Genomic DNA, 16,675 nt, shown 5'->3' on the forward strand with positions numbered 1-16,675 from the left:
CCAATATCAAAAAGTTTTGATATTGGTGTTGCAGGGCTTTGCAGGCACCTCTAGACTGCGCCCCTATGAACCTGCACGCACCCTCCATTGAGCATGACGATTGCGACGAACTGGCCGCCCTGTGCAAGGCCGGCGGCGATCCTCTGAGGCTCAATGTATTGCGCGCACTGAGCAACGACTCGTTCGGTGTACTGGAACTGGCTCAGATCTTCGCCATCGGCCAGTCCGGCATGAGTCACCATTTGAAGGTCCTGGCCCAGGCCAACCTGGTGGCGACCCGCCGTGAAGGCAATGCGATTTTCTATCGCCGCGCCCTGCCCCATACCGAACTCCTGGGGGGCAAGCTTCACGCAGCACTGCTGGACGAAGTGGACCAGGTGCGGCTGCCGGCGGATGTCCAGGGCCGGATCGGCCTGGTGCACCGGCAACGGGCCGCGGCCAGTCAAGACTTTTTTTCCCGGGTGGCGGAGAAATTCCGCGCCCAGCAGGACCTGATCGCAGGACTGCCGCAGTACCGCGACAGTGTTCTCGCGCTGCTGGACCAGCTGAGTTTCAAGCCAATGGCCACGGCCATTGAAGTGGGTCCCGGTGACGGTGGATTTCTCCCTGAACTGGCCCGACGCTTTGCCCAGGTAACCGCTCTGGACAACAGTCCGGCAATGCTTGAACTGGCGCGCCAGCTGTGTGAGCGCGAAACATTGGCTAACGTCAGCCTGCAATTGGCCGATGCATTGGATGGCGTGCCACTGACGGCCGATTGCGTAGTGCTGAATATGGTCCTGCACCATTTCGCCGCACCGGCCGAAGCCCTCAAGCAGATGGCCCGATTGCTGCAACCAGGCGGCAGCCTGTTGGTAACAGACTTGTGCAGCCACAACCAGAGTTGGGCCAAAGAGGCTTGCGGCGATCTCTGGCTAGGGTTCGAACAAGATGATTTGGCCCGCTGGGCCAGCGCTGCGGGACTGACTCCCGGGGAAAGTCTCTATGTAGGCTTACGTAATGGTTTCCAGATCCAGGTCCGCCACTTTCAGCGACCGGCTGGCGACACTCACCATCGGTAAATTTTAGGAAACCGTCGAGATGAGCGAATACTCCCTTTTCACCTCCGAGTCCGTGTCTGAAGGGCATCCGGATAAAATCGCCGACCAGATTTCCGATGCGGTGCTGGACGCCATCATTGCCCAGGACAAGCACGCCCGCGTAGCGGTGGAAACCCTGGTCAAGACCGGTGTTGCCATCGTCGCCGGTGAAGTCACCACCAGCGCCTGGGTCGACCTGGAGCAGATCGTCCGCGACGTGATCTGCGACATCGGCTACACCAGCTCGGACGTCGGCTTCGACGGCGCCACCTGCGGCGTGATGAACATCATTGGCAAGCAGTCCCCCGACATCAACCAGGGCGTTGACCGCGCCAAGCCTGAAGATCAGGGCGCCGGCGACCAGGGCCTGATGTTCGGCTACGCCAGCAACGAAACCGCAGCGCTGATGCCGGCGCCGATTGCCTTCTCCCACCAACTGGTCCATCGCCAGGCTGAAGCTCGCAAATCGGGTCTGCTGCCATGGCTGCGTCCGGACGCCAAGTCCCAGGTCACCTGCCGCTATGAAAACGGCATCGTGGTCGGTATCGACGCCGTGGTGCTGTCGACCCAGCACAACCCGGAAGTGTCCTACAACGACCTGCGTGAAGGCGTGATGGAACTGATCGTCAAGCACGTGCTGCCAGCCGAGCTGCTGCACAAGGACACCCAGTTCCACATCAACCCGACCGGTCAGTTCATCATCGGTGGCCCGGTGGGCGACTGCGGCCTGACCGGCCGCAAGATCATCGTCGACAGCTACGGCGGCATGGCCCGTCACGGCGGTGGCGCGTTCTCCGGCAAGGACCCATCCAAGGTTGACCGTTCCGCCGCTTATGCCGGTCGCTACGTGGCCAAGAACATCGTTGCCGCCGGCCTGGCCGAGCGTTGCGAGATCCAGGTGTCCTACGCCATCGGCGTGGCGCAACCGACTTCGATCTCGCTGAACACCTTCGGCACCGGCAAGATCAGCGACGACAAGATCGTCAAGCTGGTACGCGAGCACTTCGACCTGCGTCCTTACGCGATCACCACCATGCTTGACCTGCTGCACCCGATGTACCAGGAAACCGCGGCCTACGGTCACTTCGGCCGTGCCCCACAAACCAAGACCGTGGGTGAGGACACCTTCACCACCTTCACTTGGGAAAAAACCGACCGCGCCGACGCCTTGCGCGCTGCTGCCGGCCTGTAAGCTTCACCTGGCAACATCCAAAGCCCCGCCCGGCTCGCCCGGCGGGGCTTTTTTGTGGCTGAAGGTTTCCTTGCAAAGCCAGCCGACAACCGTCGATACAGGGCCCTGCGCCATTGACGACGAGTTTTGGCGCCCGATGAAACACCCGGCAAACACCTTCGTCCAAGCCCACAGCCAATCCCCTCTAGCCTTTAGCGCATGCCCATCAGAGCAAGGATGCTCCCCATGCTGCCAAGACTCTTCCTGCTGCTTCTGGCCCTCGCCGCTCTACCCGCTCAGGCCCAATGTCCTGACTGGCCAACGTCCCAGGCCAACCTGGAAATCACCGCCCTGCAACAACAGCTCAAGAACTGGGATACCCGCTACCACCGGCACGGCCAATCGCCTGTAGCCGACGAGCTCTACGACCAGTCCCGTCAGCGCCTGGCCAACCTGCGGCACTGCTTTCCACAGATTCCCGTGACTGCGGACCGGCCGTTGCTCGACGCCCGGGGCAGCATCCCCCACCCTATTGCTCACACCGGAGTGGAAAAACTCCCCGATGACAATGCCGTCCAGCTCTGGCTAAAAGGTCGCGAAGGTGTTTGGGCGCAACCCAAGATCGACGGCGTGGCCGTGACCCTGATCTACCGTCAGGGTCGCTTCCACCAGGCGTTAAGTCGGGGTGACGGCCTGCTGGGCCATGACTGGAGCGCCAGCGCCCGTCAGATCCCGGCCATCCCCAAACAATTGCCACAGCCCGTGGACCTGCTGCTACAAGGGGAGCTGTATCAACGACTGGAGCAACACATCCAGTCCCGCGCGGGCAGCCTCAATGCTCGCAGCCGGGTCGCCGGATGGCTGGCACGCAAACACCTGTCGAGGGCAGAAGCACAGCAGATCGGCCTGTTTGTCTGGGACTGGCCCCAAGGCCCCGCCATCTTGAGTGAACGCCTGGAGCAACTGGCGCAACTGGGTTTTCCCGAGGGCCGTGAATACAGCAGGCCCATCACCGGGTTCAGCGAAGCTCGACAATGGCGGGAGCACTGGTACCGCTCACCCCTGCCCTTCGCCAGCGACGGCATCATCCTGCGGCAGAGCCAGCGCCCGGCCGCCGAGCGCTGGCAGGCCAAAGCGCCGCACTGGATCGCCGCGTGGAAATATCCCTACGCCCAGGCCCTGGCCCATGTGCGTCAGGTGCGATTCCGCATCGGCCGCACCGGACGCATCACCCCTTTGCTGGATATCGAGCCTGTCACCCTCGACGACCGACAGATCCGTCGCGTCAGCGTCGGCTCGCTACAACGCTGGCGGGCACTGGATATAGCGCCCGGCGATCAGGTGGCCATCAGCCTTGCCGGATTGACCATTCCGCGTCTGGAGAGCGTGGTACTCAGGAGCCCGCAACGCCAGGCCATCCAGGCTCCGGCCCAGGAGGACTTTCATGGCTTGAGCTGCTGGCAGCCCTCTCCCGGTTGCGAGAGTCAGTTTCTCGCGCGGCTGACCTGGCTCGGCAGCAAACAGGGCCTGGACCTGCAGAATATCGGCGAGCGAACCTGGAGCAGGCTGATTGAAACAGGGCGTATCAAAGGCCTGTTGGATTGGCTGACCCTGGATCAGGCGGAGCTTGCTAACATTGCCGGCTTCGGCAAGCGCAGCAGCTCTCGTTTACTCGAGAGCCTGCACCGGGCAAGACAGCAACCCTTCCCTCGCTGGCTGAAATCCCTGGGGCTGCCCCCCAGTGGCTCAGCTGACCTGAGCGGGCCATGGCAAACCCTGGCGCTGAAAAGCAGCCAGGACTGGCAGGACGAGGCAGGAATAGGAGCGGAACGTGCTGCGCAACTGACGGCATTCTTTCGTGATCCACAGGTACTGGCCCTGCGTGCCACCTTGAGTGAAGCGGGTATCGAAGGTTTTTAATCCATCATCCTGGGGCGCAGGTTGAACCACCCAGGCGGGATTGGGTTCCAACACCCCACTCCCGATGCCAGCGTCAATATTTTAATTGGTTATTTTTTGATCTTTTTCCACCTGGAGCCTTCCATGAAACTGTTTCCATCCCTCGCTGCCTTGACCCTGTGCAGCCTGATGAGCGCGCCCCTGCTGGCCGCCGAACAAGCTCCGCAACTGACCGGTTGTGCCGCCAAGCGCCAAGCGATCATGACCCAGATTGAACAAGCCAAGGCTCATGGCAATAGCAATCAGCAAGCCGGCCTGGAGCGCGCCCTGAGTGAAGTCAGCGCCCACTGCACCGATGCCTCGCTGAAGAAGGATCGGGAAAACAAGGTGCTGGAAGCCAAGCACGAAGTCAGCCGGCGCCAGGCCGATCTGGAAAAAGCCATGAAGAAAGGCGACTCGGAGAAGATCAACAAGCGCAAGGACAAACTCGCCGAATCCCGCAAGGAACTGCAGCAAGCCCTGGACGAGCTGGACAAGTAAGCGGCGCTTGTCGTGGCGAGGGGGACTGCTCCCTCGCCAGCGCAAAACACCTTGTCAGAACCGCCACTCAGTGATTGCGGAATTCTTTGTGACAAGCACTGCAGACATCCTCGACCTTCTGCACTGCCGGCCCCAGGTTACTGGCCTTGTAAGGCTGGACCTGGCTGATGGTCACCAGTTCGCCGGTGGCCGCCTCCAGGTTGCGTGCCAGCTCCTGGAATCGCGCCTGCTTGCGCCAGACGTCATCGGTGGCGCTGGTGTGATCTTCTTCCTTGACCTCGGGGAAGTGCTTCCAGGGTTCATGGGACAGGCTGTCGAGCTTGACCGCACCTTCGGCAAAACGCGCACCGTCGAAAGGAATCCGCCCACGCAGCATGCCCCCCAGGTCCTCGCCGGTCTTGAGCATCTGTTTGAAAATTGCCTTGCGCTGGCCCAGGGGAGAGTTGGGATCGACACCGCCACAGGCGGAAAGCGTCAGGCAGGCCAGCAATACAACAGAAAGTCTTTTTAGCGTCATGGTGGCTTCAGGTCAGGTCACGGAAACGGCGGCCAGTATCCTCGCCTCCCCGGCAAACACCAATAGCCCTATTAACAATAGGGGTTGCCCACTGCCACCCAGTCTGTGGATAACCCCTCAAGGAAATACAGCATGAACCCGAGCTTCCTCCGCTGGCGTCGCCACCTGCTCTGGACCCTGCCAGCCCTGGCGCTGCTTGCCGGCTGCAACGGCGGCGATAACGGCAAGCCTGCGCCAACCCACGCCTTGGCCACCTACAACAGTGCGCCCTGGGAGTCGTTGCCCAGCGTAGCCGATAACGACCTGCTGGCCGGCTTCGGCTCCTGGCGCAGTGCCTGCAACCGCCTGAAAGCCGACCCGGTGTGGGGCGCCACCTGCGCTGCAGCAGCCAACGTGCCACAGACTCCGGCTGCCATCCGCGACTTTCTCAAGGAACACCTGGAAGTCTATGGGCTGCGCTCGGGCAGCGGCAGTAGCACCGGCTTGATCACCGGCTATTACGAACCGGTGTATCCCGGCAGCCTGACCCAGACCCGAACGGCCAATGTACCGGTGTACGGCGTGCCGGACGACATGATCATCGTCGCTCTGGACAGCCTCTATCCGGAACTCAAGGGCAAGCGCCTGAGGGGCCGCCTCGAAGGCCGGGTGCTCAAGCCCTATGACGATGCCGCGACCATCGAAGCCAAGGGGGTGAAGGCTCCGGTGCTGGCCTGGCTGACCGATCCGATGGACCTGCAATTCCTGCAGATCCAGGGGTCGGGAAGGATCCAGCTGGATGACGGTCGCCAACTGCGGATCGGCTACGCCGACCAGAATGGCCACCCGTACCGGCCCATCGGCCGCTGGTTGGTGGAGCAGGGGGAACTGAAAAAAGAGGACGTGACCATGGGCACCATCGCCGCCTGGGCCAAGGCCCATCCGACGCGGATTCCCGAACTGCTGGGCAGCAACCCAAGCTACGTGTTCTTCAATCGCAACCCGGACAGCAACGAAGGCCCCCGTGGCTCATTGAACGTGCCGCTGACTTCCGGCTACAGCGTCGCAGTGGATCGCAAGGTCATTCCCCTGGGCAGCCTGCTGTGGCTGTCCACCACTCGTCCCGACGGCAGCAGCCTGGTACGCCCCGTAGCCGCTCAGGACACAGGCGGCGCGATTACCGGAGAAGTCCGTGCCGATTTGTTCTGGGGCACCGGCGAGGCGGCCGGACAACTGGCCGGCGACATGAAGCAGCAGGGACAGATCTGGATGCTCTGGCCCAAGGGCGCGGCGCTGCCCAAAGTACCGGAAGTGCCCGATACCCCTTGACCCCAGTAGCAGCCGGCTTGCCGGCGGAGGCGACCATGAAGACGCTTTCGCCGGCAAGAGGGTGTTTCAGACTGAAACGAAGAAGAAACTGGCGATCAGGCCCATGCCCACGAACCACACCAGGGACCGCAGGATCGCCCAGTCCGCCAGGTAGCAGATCATGTACAGCAGACGGCTGGTGACAAACAGCACCGCCAGGACGTTGATGGTCACCAGTTCGGCGTTACCCGCCACATGGGCAATGATCACCGCCGCAGCAAATGCCGGAGTCACCTCGAAACCATTGAGCTGCGCGTTGTGGGCACGCTTGGGCAGCCCCTCCAGGGTACTCAGGAACGCCCGTGGGTCATGGTTGTAGCGAAGCCCGTATTTGCCTGCGCCCTTGGCGATGGCGGTACACAAGTAGGGCAGGACAATTGCGATCAACACACACCAGAAAGCGACAGTCATGGAGCAAATCCTTTTTTAGAGTTTTAGGGGGTGTTCAGAACTTCATCACCAACATGCCAATCAGCACCAATCCACAGGCTAAGAGCCGTGGCCGGCCGAAAGGTTCTTTCAGGTAGCGCATACCGAACAGCACCACCAGAATCACACTGATTTCACGCAGCGCCGCCGCTTCTGCAATCGAGCCCAACTGCATGGCCCAAAGCACCAGAGCGTAGCTGAACAGTACACAGAAGCCGACGCTCAGCCCCAAGCGCCACTGCTCACGCCAGAACTGCGCGAACGCGGGCCGCTTCCACACCACAGCCACCAGGGGAAAAGGCCAGGCGCTGAGCAGCGTGACCCAGGTCAGGTAGTCCAGCGGGTGCGACCAGCGGCGCAGGGCCTGGCCGTCGATAAAGGTATAGCAACCGATGCACAGGCCGATCAGCGCCACCACCGGCAGCATGCTCCAGGGCAGGCGCGCGCCGCCTCCGCCTTGCCAGAGCAGACACAGCATGCCGAAGGGAATCAGCAGGATGCCGAGGATTTGCTGGGTGCTCAGGACCTCGCCGGCAAAGATCAGGGTCAGGGCCAGCACCACCAGGGGCGACAAGCCGCGCATCAACGGATAGACCAGCCCCAGGTCACCTACCCGATACGCCTGGATCAGCAAATAGCGGTACAAGAGTTCGAAGGCCGCCGAGGCGATGATCCAGGGCCAGATCTGCGGTGGCGGCCATTGCAGGAAAAACAGCATGATTGCCACGAACAGCAACGCCACGCTGTCCATGCAGGCCACCACCAGCAATCGTTCACCGCTGAACTTGATCAGGGTGTTCCATGCCGCATGCAGCAGCGCCGCCACCAGAACCAGACTTGTCGCCAGCACCTCACACTCCCTGTTTGCCTGAAGGTCATCGGATCTCGTGCGGCACGGTCATGCTTGGGCAGAGTGCCCGACCACAGAGCGGGAATCCTCGCATGCCGGCTGCCCGGCTTGCACTGGTTGCCAGCTTTTTTGGCAGTGGCGACAGCGAATTCGGCAGCATGGGCGTGCCCGGGGCATTTTTACCGCCAGGCCTGCAACGTCGCCCCCTCGCTGCGGTCAATGGGTGCGGCTCAACAGCATTGCCGTGGCAAGGGAGCGGACTCCCGCGCCATAACGAACTGTGTCCCGTCCCGTCGCCGGCACATCAAACCTTTGGCCTGAAAGAGTTCAGGCTGCTTTTCCTGCGATCATCCAAAGGAGTCCGGATGCTTGAACTTGTCGCTGCTTTTATCTGCCTGACCACCCTGCTCACCTACGTCAACTTCCGTTTTATCGGCCTGCCGCCGACCATCGGCGTCATGGTCACCGCCCTGCTCTTTTCCTTGTTGCTGCAAGGACTGAGCTACCTCGGCTTCCCCGGCCTGGAAGAGCATGTCGAGGAACTGATCGGCAAGATCGACTTCGGCGACCTGCTGATGAACTGGATGCTGTCGTTCCTGCTGTTCGCCGGCGCCCTGCACGTCAACCTCAACGATCTGCGCAGCTATCGCTGGCCCATCGGCCTGTTAGCCACCGTCGGCGTGCTGATCGCCACCTTCGTCATCGGCAGCCTGGCCTACTGGATCTTCGGCCTGTTCGGCTGGCACGTGAGCTTCCTCTATTGCCTGCTGTTCGGCGCACTGATTTCCCCCACCGACCCCATCGCGGTGCTGGGCGTACTGCGGACCGCCAACGCCTCCAAGCCGCTGAAGACCACTATCGTCGGCGAGTCGCTGTTCAACGACGGCACGGCGGTCGTGGTGTTCACCGTGCTGCTGGGCATCGCCCAACTGGGTGAAACTCCGACGGTGAGCGCCACTGCCTGGCTGTTCGTGCATGAAGCCATCGGCGGCGTGGTGTTCGGCGGGCTGATCGGCTACCTGGTGTACCTGATGATCAAGAGCATCGAGCAGCACCAGATCGAAGTGATGCTGACCCTGGCTCTAGTGATCGGTGGTTCGGCCATGGCCAGCGAGATCCACGTATCGGCACCGATCGCCATGGTGGTAGCCGGCCTGATCATCGGCAATCTGGGGCGCAACCTGGCGATGAACGACATGACCCGGCGTTACCTGGATGGTTTCTGGGAACTGCTGGACGACATGCTCAACGCCCTGCTGTTCGCCCTGATCGGCCTGGAACTGTTGCTGCTGCCGTTCAACTGGCTGCACCTGGCGGCCGCGAGCCTGCTGGCAGTGGCCATCATACTGTCGCGCCTGTTGACCGTGGCCCCGGCAATCCTCCTGCTGCGCCGCTGGCGCAGCGTGCCCCGGGGCACCATTCGCGTGCTGACCTGGGGTGGCCTGCGCGGTGGCGTCTCAGTGGCGCTGGCGCTGGCCCTGCCCCTGGGGCCGGAACGCGACTTGGTGCTGAGCATCACCTACATCGTGGTGCTGTCCTCGATCCTGCTGCAGGGTCTGAGCATCGGCAAGCTGGTGCGCCATGTCACCCAGGAAACCCCGGCAGCCAAGACCGAGGCCCACTGATCACTTCTTGATCTGTCGCGGATCGGGTGCCCCTGCCCGATCCGCGTTTTTGTTCGGCGTGCCGCTCTCGCTGCGCACCTGGGCATGGCTGATCAGAGCGAAGATGAAACTGCCGCCGATGATGTTCCCCGCCAGGGTCGGCCCGGCGAACACCTGCCAGAAATCCCGCCACCCCAGCTCGCCGGCAAACACCAGGTAAGAGACTTCGGCCGAACCCACCACGATGTGGGTGAAATCCCCCAGCGCCATCAGGTAGGTGATGAGGATGATGATCCACATCTTGGCGCTCTCCATGGACGGAATCATCCACACCATGGTGGCGATCATCCAGCCGGAGATGATGCCCTTGGCGAACATCTGCGAGCTGTCGTTCTCCATCACCTTGCGGCCGATTTCCAGAAAGGCCTGGTCGGTCCGGCTGTCGAAGATCGGCAGGTGCAGCATCACGTAGGCCACCAGCAAGGTGCCGCACAGGTTACCCACCAGCACCACACCCCATAAGCGCAACAATCGCCCGAAGTTCTGCAGGCTCGGCTTGCTCATCACCGGCAATACCGCGGTCAGAGTATTTTCCGTAAACAGTTGCTGGCGCGCGAGAATCACCGCCAGAAAGCCCGCACAGTAGCCGAAGCTGGCGATCACTTTGAAGGCTTCGCCATCCGGCAGGCGGGAGTTGAGCAGGCCCATGCCCATCAGGGACAGGCCCATGGTCAGGCCGGCAGCCAAGGCCGACCACCACAGGGCAGCGACGCTGCGCTCCAGCTCCTGATCGCCCTGGGTGCGGATGATTTCATGCAGGACCGCCGCGCGGGGCGGCTGGTTACGGTCGACGTCCTGCTGCTCCGCGGCCGAAAGACCGGGGGTTTTACCGTCGTGTCGAGTGTCCATGGGAGTCCTGAACCAGGTGGGTCGTATGAGTTACGACATGCGAGGTTCAGGGCTGTTCCGTTCGGATTGGAGACCTCAGGCTGGCGAATGGGGTCAAGGCATTCGCCGACGCGTGGGTTCAGGCTTCGTCCTTGAACTGGTCCTTGACGTATTTGATTTCGGTGCGCCCGTGAGGCGCCGGCAGGCCGTCTTCACCTAGGTTGACGAAGACCATCTTCTCTACGGTGAGAATGGATTTGCGGGTGATCTTGTTGCGTACTTCGCAGGTCAGGGTAATGGAGGTGCGACCGAACTCGGTGGCGGTGATGCCCAGCTCAATGATGTCGCCCTGGCGTGAGGCACTGACGAAGTTGATTTCCGAGATGTACTTGGTGACCACTCGCTGGTTGCCCAACTGGACAATGGCGTAGATCGCCGCTTCTTCGTCGATCCAGCGCAACAGGCTGCCGCCGAACAGCGTGCCGTTGGGGTTGAGGTCTTCGGGCTTTACCCACTTGCGGGTGTGGAAATTCATATTCACTCCTGACCGTCCTGCCAATTGATGCCCGGCATAATGGCAGACCGGACGGTCATGCTCTACGCAACATCGACTATGGTCGCGATTAACGATCTTCATCCAGGCGACAGAAACACTTTTGGAAGTCTGGCTCTGGCGGCTATAATCGCCACCGTTTCAAAACGGTCATCTGCACTTGATACCGTTTTCCCGCCACCTGTCCGAGGGGCGCTGCAGCAGGCATGACCTGTCAGGCTCGGATGGGGCGTTGTCGGTACAGGCTTCCCTGTACGGACACTAAACGCACAACGGCGCCCATTCGCACACTACGAATGGAGGCTCTTCATGAGCGCTGTAAACACGCCTGCAGATTTTACCGACTACAAAGTCGCCGACATTTCCCTGGCCGCCTGGGGCCGTCGCGAAACCATCATCGCCGAGTCGGAAATGCCCGCTCTGATGGGTCTGCGCCGCAAGTACCTGGCTGAACAGCCTCTCAAGGGCGCGAAAATCCTCGGCTGCATCCACATGACCATTCAGACCGCCGTGCTGATCGAAACCCTGGTTGCCCTGGGTGCCGAAGTACGCTGGTCGTCCTGCAACATCTTCTCGACTCAAGACCAGGCCGCTGCCTCCATCGCCGCCGCCGGCATTCCTGTGTTCGCCTGGAAAGGCGAAACCGAACAAGAGTACGAGTGGTGCCTGGAGCAGACCATCCTCAAGGATGGCCAGCCTTGGGACGCCAACATGATCCTCGACGACGGCGGCGACCTGACCCAGCTGCTGCACGACAAATACCCACAGGTACTGGATCGCGTTCACGGCGTGACCGAAGAAACCACCACCGGCGTACACCGCCTGCTGGACATGCTGGCCAAGGGCGAGCTGAAGATTCCTGCGATCAACGTCAACGACTCGGTGACCAAGAGCAAGAACGACAACAAGTACGGCTGCCGTCACAGCCTGAACGACGCCATCAAGCGCGGCACCGACCACCTGCTGTCCGGCAAGCAAGCGCTGGTCATCGGCTACGGTGACGTGGGCAAGGGCTCGGCCCAGTCCCTGCGTCAGGAAGGCATGATCGTCAAGGTTTCCGAAGTCGACCCGATCTGCGCCATGCAAGCCTGCATGGACGGTTTCGAACTGGTTTCGCCGTTCATCGACGGTATCAACAACGGCACCGAAGCCTGCATCGACAAGGCCCTGCTGGGCAAGATCGACCTGATCGTGACCACCACCGGTAACGTCAATGTTTGCGACGCAAACATGCTCAAGGCCCTGAAAAAGCGCGCCGTGGTCTGCAACATCGGCCACTTCGACAACGAAATCGACACCGCTTTCATGCGCAAGCACTGGGCATGGGAAGAAGTGAAGCCACAGGTACACAAGATCCACCGTACCGGCCATGGCGATTTCGACCCACAGAACGACGACTACCTGATCCTGCTGGCCGAAGGCCGCCTGGTGAACCTGGGCAACGCCACTGGTCACCCAAGCCGCATCATGGACGGTTCGTTCGCCAACCAGGTTCTGGCGCAGATCTTCCTGTTCGGCCAGAAGTACGCCGACCTGTCGCCAGCCCAGAAAGCCGAGCGCCTGACCGTTGAAGTCCTGCCGAAGAAACTCGACGAAGAAGTGGCCCTGGAAATGGTTCGCGGCTTCGGCGGCGTGGTCACTCAACTGACCAAGCAACAGGCTGACTACATCGGCGTGACCGTCGAAGGTCCGTTCAAGCCAGACGCTTATCGCTACTAAGAGCAGCTGCAAGCGTTGAGCTTCAAGCGGCAAGCCAGGGCCACAAGCCGGGCTTGCCGCACAAAGCCTCACGCTTTGCCCCTATTTGCTTAAACAGTGTCAGGCAACAGGCTCCAGAATCAGGAGATGAGCGCACCCACGCTTCTCTTGGCGCTTTCAGCTTGCGGCTTGTAGCTGGAGGTTGCTTCCATGTCCCAAGATCGTCGCTACAGCTTCGAGTTCTTTCCGACCAAGACCGATGCTGGGCATGAAAAACTGCTTGCCACTGCCCGTCAGCTGGCCAGCTACAACCCCGACTTCTTCTCCTGCACCTACGGTGCCGGCGGCTCGACCCGTGATCGTACGGTCAACACCGTGCTGCAACTGGAGAGCGAAGTAAAAGTCCCTGCCGCACCGCACCTGTCTTGCGTCGGCGACAGCAAGGACGACCTGCGCGGTCTGCTGCAGCAGTATCAGGCAGCTGGTATCAAGCGCATCGTTGCCCTGCGCGGCGACCTGCCTTCGGGCATGGGCATGGCCAGCGGCGAGTTGCGCCACGCCAACGATCTGGTGAGCTTCATTCGTGAAGAAACCGGCAGCCACTTCCATATAGAAGTCGCCGCCTATCCGGAGATGCACCCGCAAGCGCGCAACTTCGAAGACGATCTCACCCATTTCGTACGCAAGGCCAATGCCGGTGCCGACAGTGCGATCACCCAGTACTTCTTCAATGCCGACAGCTACTTCTACTTCGTCGAGCGCGTGCAGAAGATGGGCGTAAACATCCCGATCGTGCCGGGCATCATGCCGATCACCAACTACAGCAAGCTGGCGCGTTTTTCCGACGCCTGCGGCGCCGAGATCCCTCGCTGGATCCGCAAGCAACTGGAAGCCTACGGTGACGACAGCACCAGCATCCAGGCTTTCGGTGAGCAGGTCATCAGCCAGATGTGCGAGCGCCTGCTTCAAGGTGGAGCACCGGGCCTACATTTCTACACCCTGAACCAGGCCGACCCGAGCCTGGCCATCTGGAACAACCTGAAGCTGCCGCGCTGATCGGCAACCCTTCACCAGGCCCCGGCGTAAACCGGGGCCTTTTTATTTGCCCAAGCCTTGAGCCAGAGCGGCTGGAACTCCCCCTAGCAATTGCATGATCTCTCGTCGTAATCTCCAGCAATGTCCGTCATTGCCCAGCTGCTGATAGCCCTCCTCTGTACTTGCCTGAGCGTCGCCGCCCATGGCGAGAAGCTGCGCATTGTCACCGAACCCTGGGCGCCTTATGTCTATGAGGAAAACGGCAAGGCCCTGGGGCTGGACTACGAAACCACGGCCATTGTCTTTCAGCGTCTGGGGATAGAAGTAGAGTGGCAGTTCCTACCGTGGAAACGCTGCCTGGCCATGCTGGAAACCGGCCAGGCCGACGGAGCCCTGGATATCTTCCATAGCGACCAGCGCGACCGCACCTTGCTCTATCCCAGCGAACCTCTCTCGGATGTGGAGTTCGTGATGTTCTACGCCAAGCAGCGCCCACATCCGTTCAAGCATCTGGATGAACTCAAGGGCCTGACCATCGGCACCTCTCCCGGCTACCTGTATAGCGATGACTTCAGCAATTCGACCCTGTTCAACCGCGAGCCGGCACCGACCCATGAAGCCAACTTCGGCAAGCTGCTACTGGGACGCATCGACCTGTTGATCACCGACAAGCGAGTGGGCCAGCATCTGCTGGACAGCCTGGGCATTCGCGATCAGGTCAGCCAGAACCCTACGGTCATCAGCCGCCAGAGCCAGTACCTGGCGCTGCGCCGCAACGCCGGGATGGACCTTTTGGTGCAACGCTTCGGCGCCGAACTCAAGCGCTTCAAGCGCGAACCGGCCTATGCCGAGTTGAGCGCCAAGTACGGAGCGGAACCTGTTCTGCCCCCTGTCAGGTCATCCTCTACCCGGGGGTCAGAAAAAACCGTTGAGCAGCAGGAAAGCAGCGCATACTGATTGCTCTGTTATACTCCGGCCTCCCGCCAGGCTCACGCCCGGACGCTGGAACCTGTTCAAGGCCTCTCCACCCCGCTACGGCGCAGCCATCCGGCCCGCGCGAGCCTGTGTTGGATGAGTCTTCAGGCCAGCAGGACCGGACGGGATTGCGTCCTCTTAAACGCCATTCACGCCCGGCAAGATTATCCCTTTGGGCCAAGCCCTCACTAAAACAGGATTACTCATGTCCTTTGCTTCCCTCGGTCTCTCCGAGGCTTTAGTCGGTGCCATCGAAGCCGCCGGCTACACCCAGCCTACTCCGGTGCAACAGCGGGCCATTCCCGCCGTGTTGCAAGGTCGCGATCTGATGGTCGCGGCACAGACAGGTACTGGTAAAACCGGCGGTTTCGCCCTCCCGATCCTGGAGCGGTTGTTTCCCAACGGTCACCCGGACAAATCCCAGCGTCACGGCCCGCGCCAACCGCGCGTACTGGTCCTAACCCCGACTCGCGAACTGGCCGCGCAAGTGCATGACAGCTTCAAGCTGTATGCCCGCGACCTGAAGTTCGTCAGCGCCTGCATCTTCGGCGGCGTCGGCATGAACCCGCAGGTCCAGGCCATGGCCCGTGGCGTCGATGTGCTGGTGGCGTGCCCCGGCCGCCTACTGGACCTGGCCGGCCAAGGCAGCGTCGATCTGTCCCACGTGGAAATCCTCGTGCTCGACGAAGCCGACCGCATGCTCGACATGGGCTTCGTCCATGACGTCAAGAAGGTCCTCGCCCGCCTGCCTGCCAAGCGTCAGAACCTGCTGTTCTCCGCGACCTTTTCCAAGGACATCACGGACCTGGCCGGCAAGTTGCTGCACAACCCCGAGCGCATCGAAGTCACCCCGCCGAACACCACGGTTGAGCGTATCGAGCAGCGGGTGTTCCGCCTGCCCGCCAGCCACAAACGCTCGCTGCTGGCGCACCTGATCACCGCTGGCGCCTGGGAACAGGTGCTGGTGTTCACGCGTACCAAGCACGGCGCCAACCGCCTGGCCGAGTACCTGGACAAGCACGGCCTGAGCGCTGTGGCGATCCACGGTAACAAGAGCCAGAACGCCCGCACCAAGGCCCTGGCCGATTTCAAGGCCGGCGACGTACGCATTCTGGTAGCCACCGATATCGCCGCCCGCGGCCTGGATATCGACCAACTGCCCCACGTGGTCAACTTCGAGCTGCCTAACGTCGACGAAGACTACGTGCACCGTATCGGTCGTACCGGCCGTGCCGGTCGCTCGGGCGAGGCCATATCCCTGGTGGCTCCGGACGAAGAGAAACTGCTGAAAAGCATCGAGCGCATGACCAAGCAGAAGATCGCCGATGGCGACCTGATGGGCTTCGATGCCAGCGCCGTGGAAGCCGAGAAGCCGGAAGTGCGCGAGCGTCCGGACGTACGCAACCCGCGCAATCCTCGTGGCCCACGTGGCGACGGCCCGAACGGCGGCGGTGGCGGCGGTGGTCGCAAGGACAAGGGCAAGGACAAGGGCGGCAAAGACAAGCCGGCCCGTGGCGAGCGCCCGGCCCGCGAGCAGAAACCGCGTGAAGGCACTCCGGCCCGCGAACAGCGCCAGCCGACGCCACGTGCCGACCGGGCACCGGATGAGTTCCTCGACGACGACGTGGACAACTTCGGTAACCGCGCTGACTACGTCAGCCCATACCAGAACAAGAACAACCAGGGCCGTGGTCGCCGTCCAGGGGCTCCGGCCCAGGGCGCCGGTGCCGGCAATCCGCCACGCGGCGGCGCTGGTGGTGGCCAGGGTCGCTCAGGCAACCCACGCAACAGCAACGGCAGCACCACCGGCACCGCACCGGCCAAGCGCAGCGGCGGCCCACGCAACGGCGCCCCTCGTGACAGCCAGGGTCGTCGCGACGAGTCGCGCAATCGTCGCCCGAACCGTGACGAACAGCCACGCCAGGAGCCGGCAGTGCAGAATCCTCGGGGCAACCAGCCGAAGATCATGCACAAGGAGTCCAAGGCCGATCGCTTCCCGACGCCTGAGCAACTGGACCAGTTGCCGAGCCGCCCACGGGGCGAGAAGCCGGCACTGCTGACCCGCAATCGCTGAGTCCGCAGGCTGCAAT

General features: G+C 61.9%; 15 protein-coding genes and 1 riboswitch. Of the genes, 10 read left to right on the top strand and 5 right to left on the bottom strand.

Translation table 11 applies throughout. The annotated features are described in order from the left end of the window. Positions 1-65 precede the first annotated feature (65 nt). From KHO49_RS14430 to KHO49_RS14445, 4 genes are all read left to right on the top strand, one after another. Positions 66-1,061: an ArsR/SmtB family transcription factor gene (locus KHO49_RS14430; RefSeq protein WP_110594379.1), complete on the top strand. Its 996-nt coding sequence runs from the start codon at positions 66-68 to the stop codon at positions 1,059-1,061. Between the two features lie 19 nt (positions 1,062-1,080). Beyond that, a complete protein-coding gene (metK, locus tag KHO49_RS14435) occupies positions 1,081-2,271 on the top strand; it encodes a methionine adenosyltransferase (RefSeq protein ID WP_110594377.1) in 1,191 nt (396 codons plus the stop codon). Positions 2,272-2,487: 216 nt separating this feature from the next. After that, positions 2,488-4,170 (top strand): NAD-dependent DNA ligase LigB, encoded by a 1,683-nt coding sequence (gene ligB, locus KHO49_RS14440; RefSeq protein ID WP_213665195.1) that lies wholly within the window; start codon positions 2,488-2,490, stop codon positions 4,168-4,170. A 123-nt stretch (positions 4,171-4,293) separates the two neighbouring features. Then, positions 4,294-4,689, top strand: coding sequence for a DUF1090 domain-containing protein (locus KHO49_RS14445; RefSeq protein ID WP_110652414.1), 396 nt, complete (start codon positions 4,294-4,296; stop codon positions 4,687-4,689). A 67-nt stretch (positions 4,690-4,756) separates the two neighbouring features. Here KHO49_RS14445 and KHO49_RS14450 read toward each other — a convergent pair whose 3' ends face one another. Then, complete coding sequence (locus KHO49_RS14450) at positions 4,757-5,206, bottom strand: c-type cytochrome (protein ID WP_025131121.1); 450 nt, start codon at positions 5,204-5,206, stop codon at positions 4,757-4,759. Positions 5,207-5,338: 132 nt separating this feature from the next. On the opposite strand from KHO49_RS14450, the gene mltA reads away from it, so the two are divergent. Next, positions 5,339-6,514 carry a murein transglycosylase A gene (gene mltA / locus KHO49_RS14455; protein ID WP_110652415.1) on the top strand — a complete coding sequence of 392 codons (1,176 nt, stop codon included), beginning with the start codon at positions 5,339-5,341 and terminating at the stop codon, positions 6,512-6,514. Positions 6,515-6,580: 66 nt separating this feature from the next. Here the strand turns inward: mltA and KHO49_RS14460 are convergent, their stop codons facing one another. Further along, positions 6,581-6,964 (bottom strand): MAPEG family protein, encoded by a 384-nt coding sequence (locus KHO49_RS14460; RefSeq protein WP_102862043.1) that lies wholly within the window; start codon positions 6,962-6,964, stop codon positions 6,581-6,583. A gap of 34 nt (positions 6,965-6,998) precedes the next feature. Continuing rightward, a complete protein-coding gene (locus KHO49_RS14465; RefSeq protein WP_170001831.1) occupies positions 6,999-7,832 on the bottom strand; it encodes an EamA family transporter in 834 nt (277 codons plus the stop codon). Between the two features lie 365 nt (positions 7,833-8,197). Between KHO49_RS14465 and KHO49_RS14470 the strand changes: the two genes are divergently transcribed. Beyond that, on the top strand, positions 8,198-9,457 hold the full coding sequence (locus KHO49_RS14470; protein ID WP_213665196.1) for a cation:proton antiporter: 1,260 nt from the start codon (positions 8,198-8,200) through the stop codon (positions 9,455-9,457). On the opposite strand, the gene KHO49_RS14475 is transcribed toward KHO49_RS14470, so the two are convergent. Then, positions 9,458-10,345 (bottom strand): formate/nitrite transporter family protein, encoded by an 888-nt coding sequence (locus tag KHO49_RS14475; protein WP_102862046.1) that lies wholly within the window; start codon positions 10,343-10,345, stop codon positions 9,458-9,460. It lies immediately after the preceding gene. 118 nt (positions 10,346-10,463) lie between these two features. Further along, complete coding sequence (locus KHO49_RS14480) at positions 10,464-10,859, bottom strand: acyl-CoA thioesterase (protein ID WP_060841501.1); 396 nt, start codon at positions 10,857-10,859, stop codon at positions 10,464-10,466. A gap of 199 nt (positions 10,860-11,058) precedes the next feature. Further along, a riboswitch (S-adenosyl-L-homocysteine riboswitch) is annotated at positions 11,059-11,165 on the top strand. 21 nt (positions 11,166-11,186) lie between these two features. Here KHO49_RS14480 and ahcY point away from each other — a divergent pair. From ahcY to rhlE2, 4 genes are all read left to right on the top strand, one after another. Next, positions 11,187-12,596: an adenosylhomocysteinase gene (gene ahcY, locus KHO49_RS14485; RefSeq protein WP_102862047.1), complete on the top strand. Its 1,410-nt coding sequence runs from the start codon at positions 11,187-11,189 to the stop codon at positions 12,594-12,596. Positions 12,597-12,785: 189 nt separating this feature from the next. Next, complete coding sequence (gene metF, locus KHO49_RS14490) at positions 12,786-13,631, top strand: methylenetetrahydrofolate reductase [NAD(P)H] (RefSeq protein WP_102881139.1); 846 nt, start codon at positions 12,786-12,788, stop codon at positions 13,629-13,631. Positions 13,632-13,751: 120 nt separating this feature from the next. Further along, positions 13,752-14,567, top strand: a complete 816-nt coding sequence (locus KHO49_RS14495) for a substrate-binding periplasmic protein (protein ID WP_110594367.1) — start codon at positions 13,752-13,754, stop codon at positions 14,565-14,567. Positions 14,568-14,790: 223 nt separating this feature from the next. Then, positions 14,791-16,659 (top strand): RNA helicase RhlE2, encoded by a 1,869-nt coding sequence (gene rhlE2, locus KHO49_RS14500; RefSeq protein ID WP_102862050.1) that lies wholly within the window; start codon positions 14,791-14,793, stop codon positions 16,657-16,659. Positions 16,660-16,675 lie beyond the last annotated feature (16 nt).

Origin of the sequence: Pseudomonas sp. RC4D1 (assembly GCF_018390395.1) — a bacterium.
Classification (GTDB): domain Bacteria; phylum Pseudomonadota; class Gammaproteobacteria; order Pseudomonadales; family Pseudomonadaceae; genus Aquipseudomonas; species Aquipseudomonas danubii.

Excerpts from the sequence above, each read along its gene's own strand:
- KHO49_RS14430 (WP_110594379.1), top strand. The coding sequence starts at position 66 with ATGAACCTGCACGCACCCTCCATTGAGCATGACGATTGCGACGAACTG.
- metK (WP_110594377.1), top strand. The coding sequence starts at position 1,081 with ATGAGCGAATACTCCCTTTTCACCTCCGAGTCCGTGTCTGAAGGGCAT.
- ligB (WP_213665195.1), top strand. The coding sequence starts at position 2,488 with ATGCTCCCCATGCTGCCAAGACTCTTCCTGCTGCTTCTGGCCCTCGCC.
- KHO49_RS14445 (WP_110652414.1), top strand. The coding sequence starts at position 4,294 with ATGAAACTGTTTCCATCCCTCGCTGCCTTGACCCTGTGCAGCCTGATG.
- KHO49_RS14450 (WP_025131121.1), bottom strand. The coding sequence starts at position 5,206 with ATGACGCTAAAAAGACTTTCTGTTGTATTGCTGGCCTGCCTGACGCTT.
- mltA (WP_110652415.1), top strand. The coding sequence starts at position 5,339 with ATGAACCCGAGCTTCCTCCGCTGGCGTCGCCACCTGCTCTGGACCCTG.
- KHO49_RS14460 (WP_102862043.1), bottom strand. The coding sequence starts at position 6,964 with ATGACTGTCGCTTTCTGGTGTGTGTTGATCGCAATTGTCCTGCCCTAC.
- KHO49_RS14470 (WP_213665196.1), top strand. The coding sequence starts at position 8,198 with ATGCTTGAACTTGTCGCTGCTTTTATCTGCCTGACCACCCTGCTCACC.
- KHO49_RS14475 (WP_102862046.1), bottom strand. The coding sequence starts at position 10,345 with ATGGACACTCGACACGACGGTAAAACCCCCGGTCTTTCGGCCGCGGAG.
- KHO49_RS14480 (WP_060841501.1), bottom strand. The coding sequence starts at position 10,859 with ATGAATTTCCACACCCGCAAGTGGGTAAAGCCCGAAGACCTCAACCCC.
- ahcY (WP_102862047.1), top strand. The coding sequence starts at position 11,187 with ATGAGCGCTGTAAACACGCCTGCAGATTTTACCGACTACAAAGTCGCC.
- metF (WP_102881139.1), top strand. The coding sequence starts at position 12,786 with ATGTCCCAAGATCGTCGCTACAGCTTCGAGTTCTTTCCGACCAAGACC.
- KHO49_RS14495 (WP_110594367.1), top strand. The coding sequence starts at position 13,752 with ATGTCCGTCATTGCCCAGCTGCTGATAGCCCTCCTCTGTACTTGCCTG.
- rhlE2 (WP_102862050.1), top strand. The coding sequence starts at position 14,791 with ATGTCCTTTGCTTCCCTCGGTCTCTCCGAGGCTTTAGTCGGTGCCATC.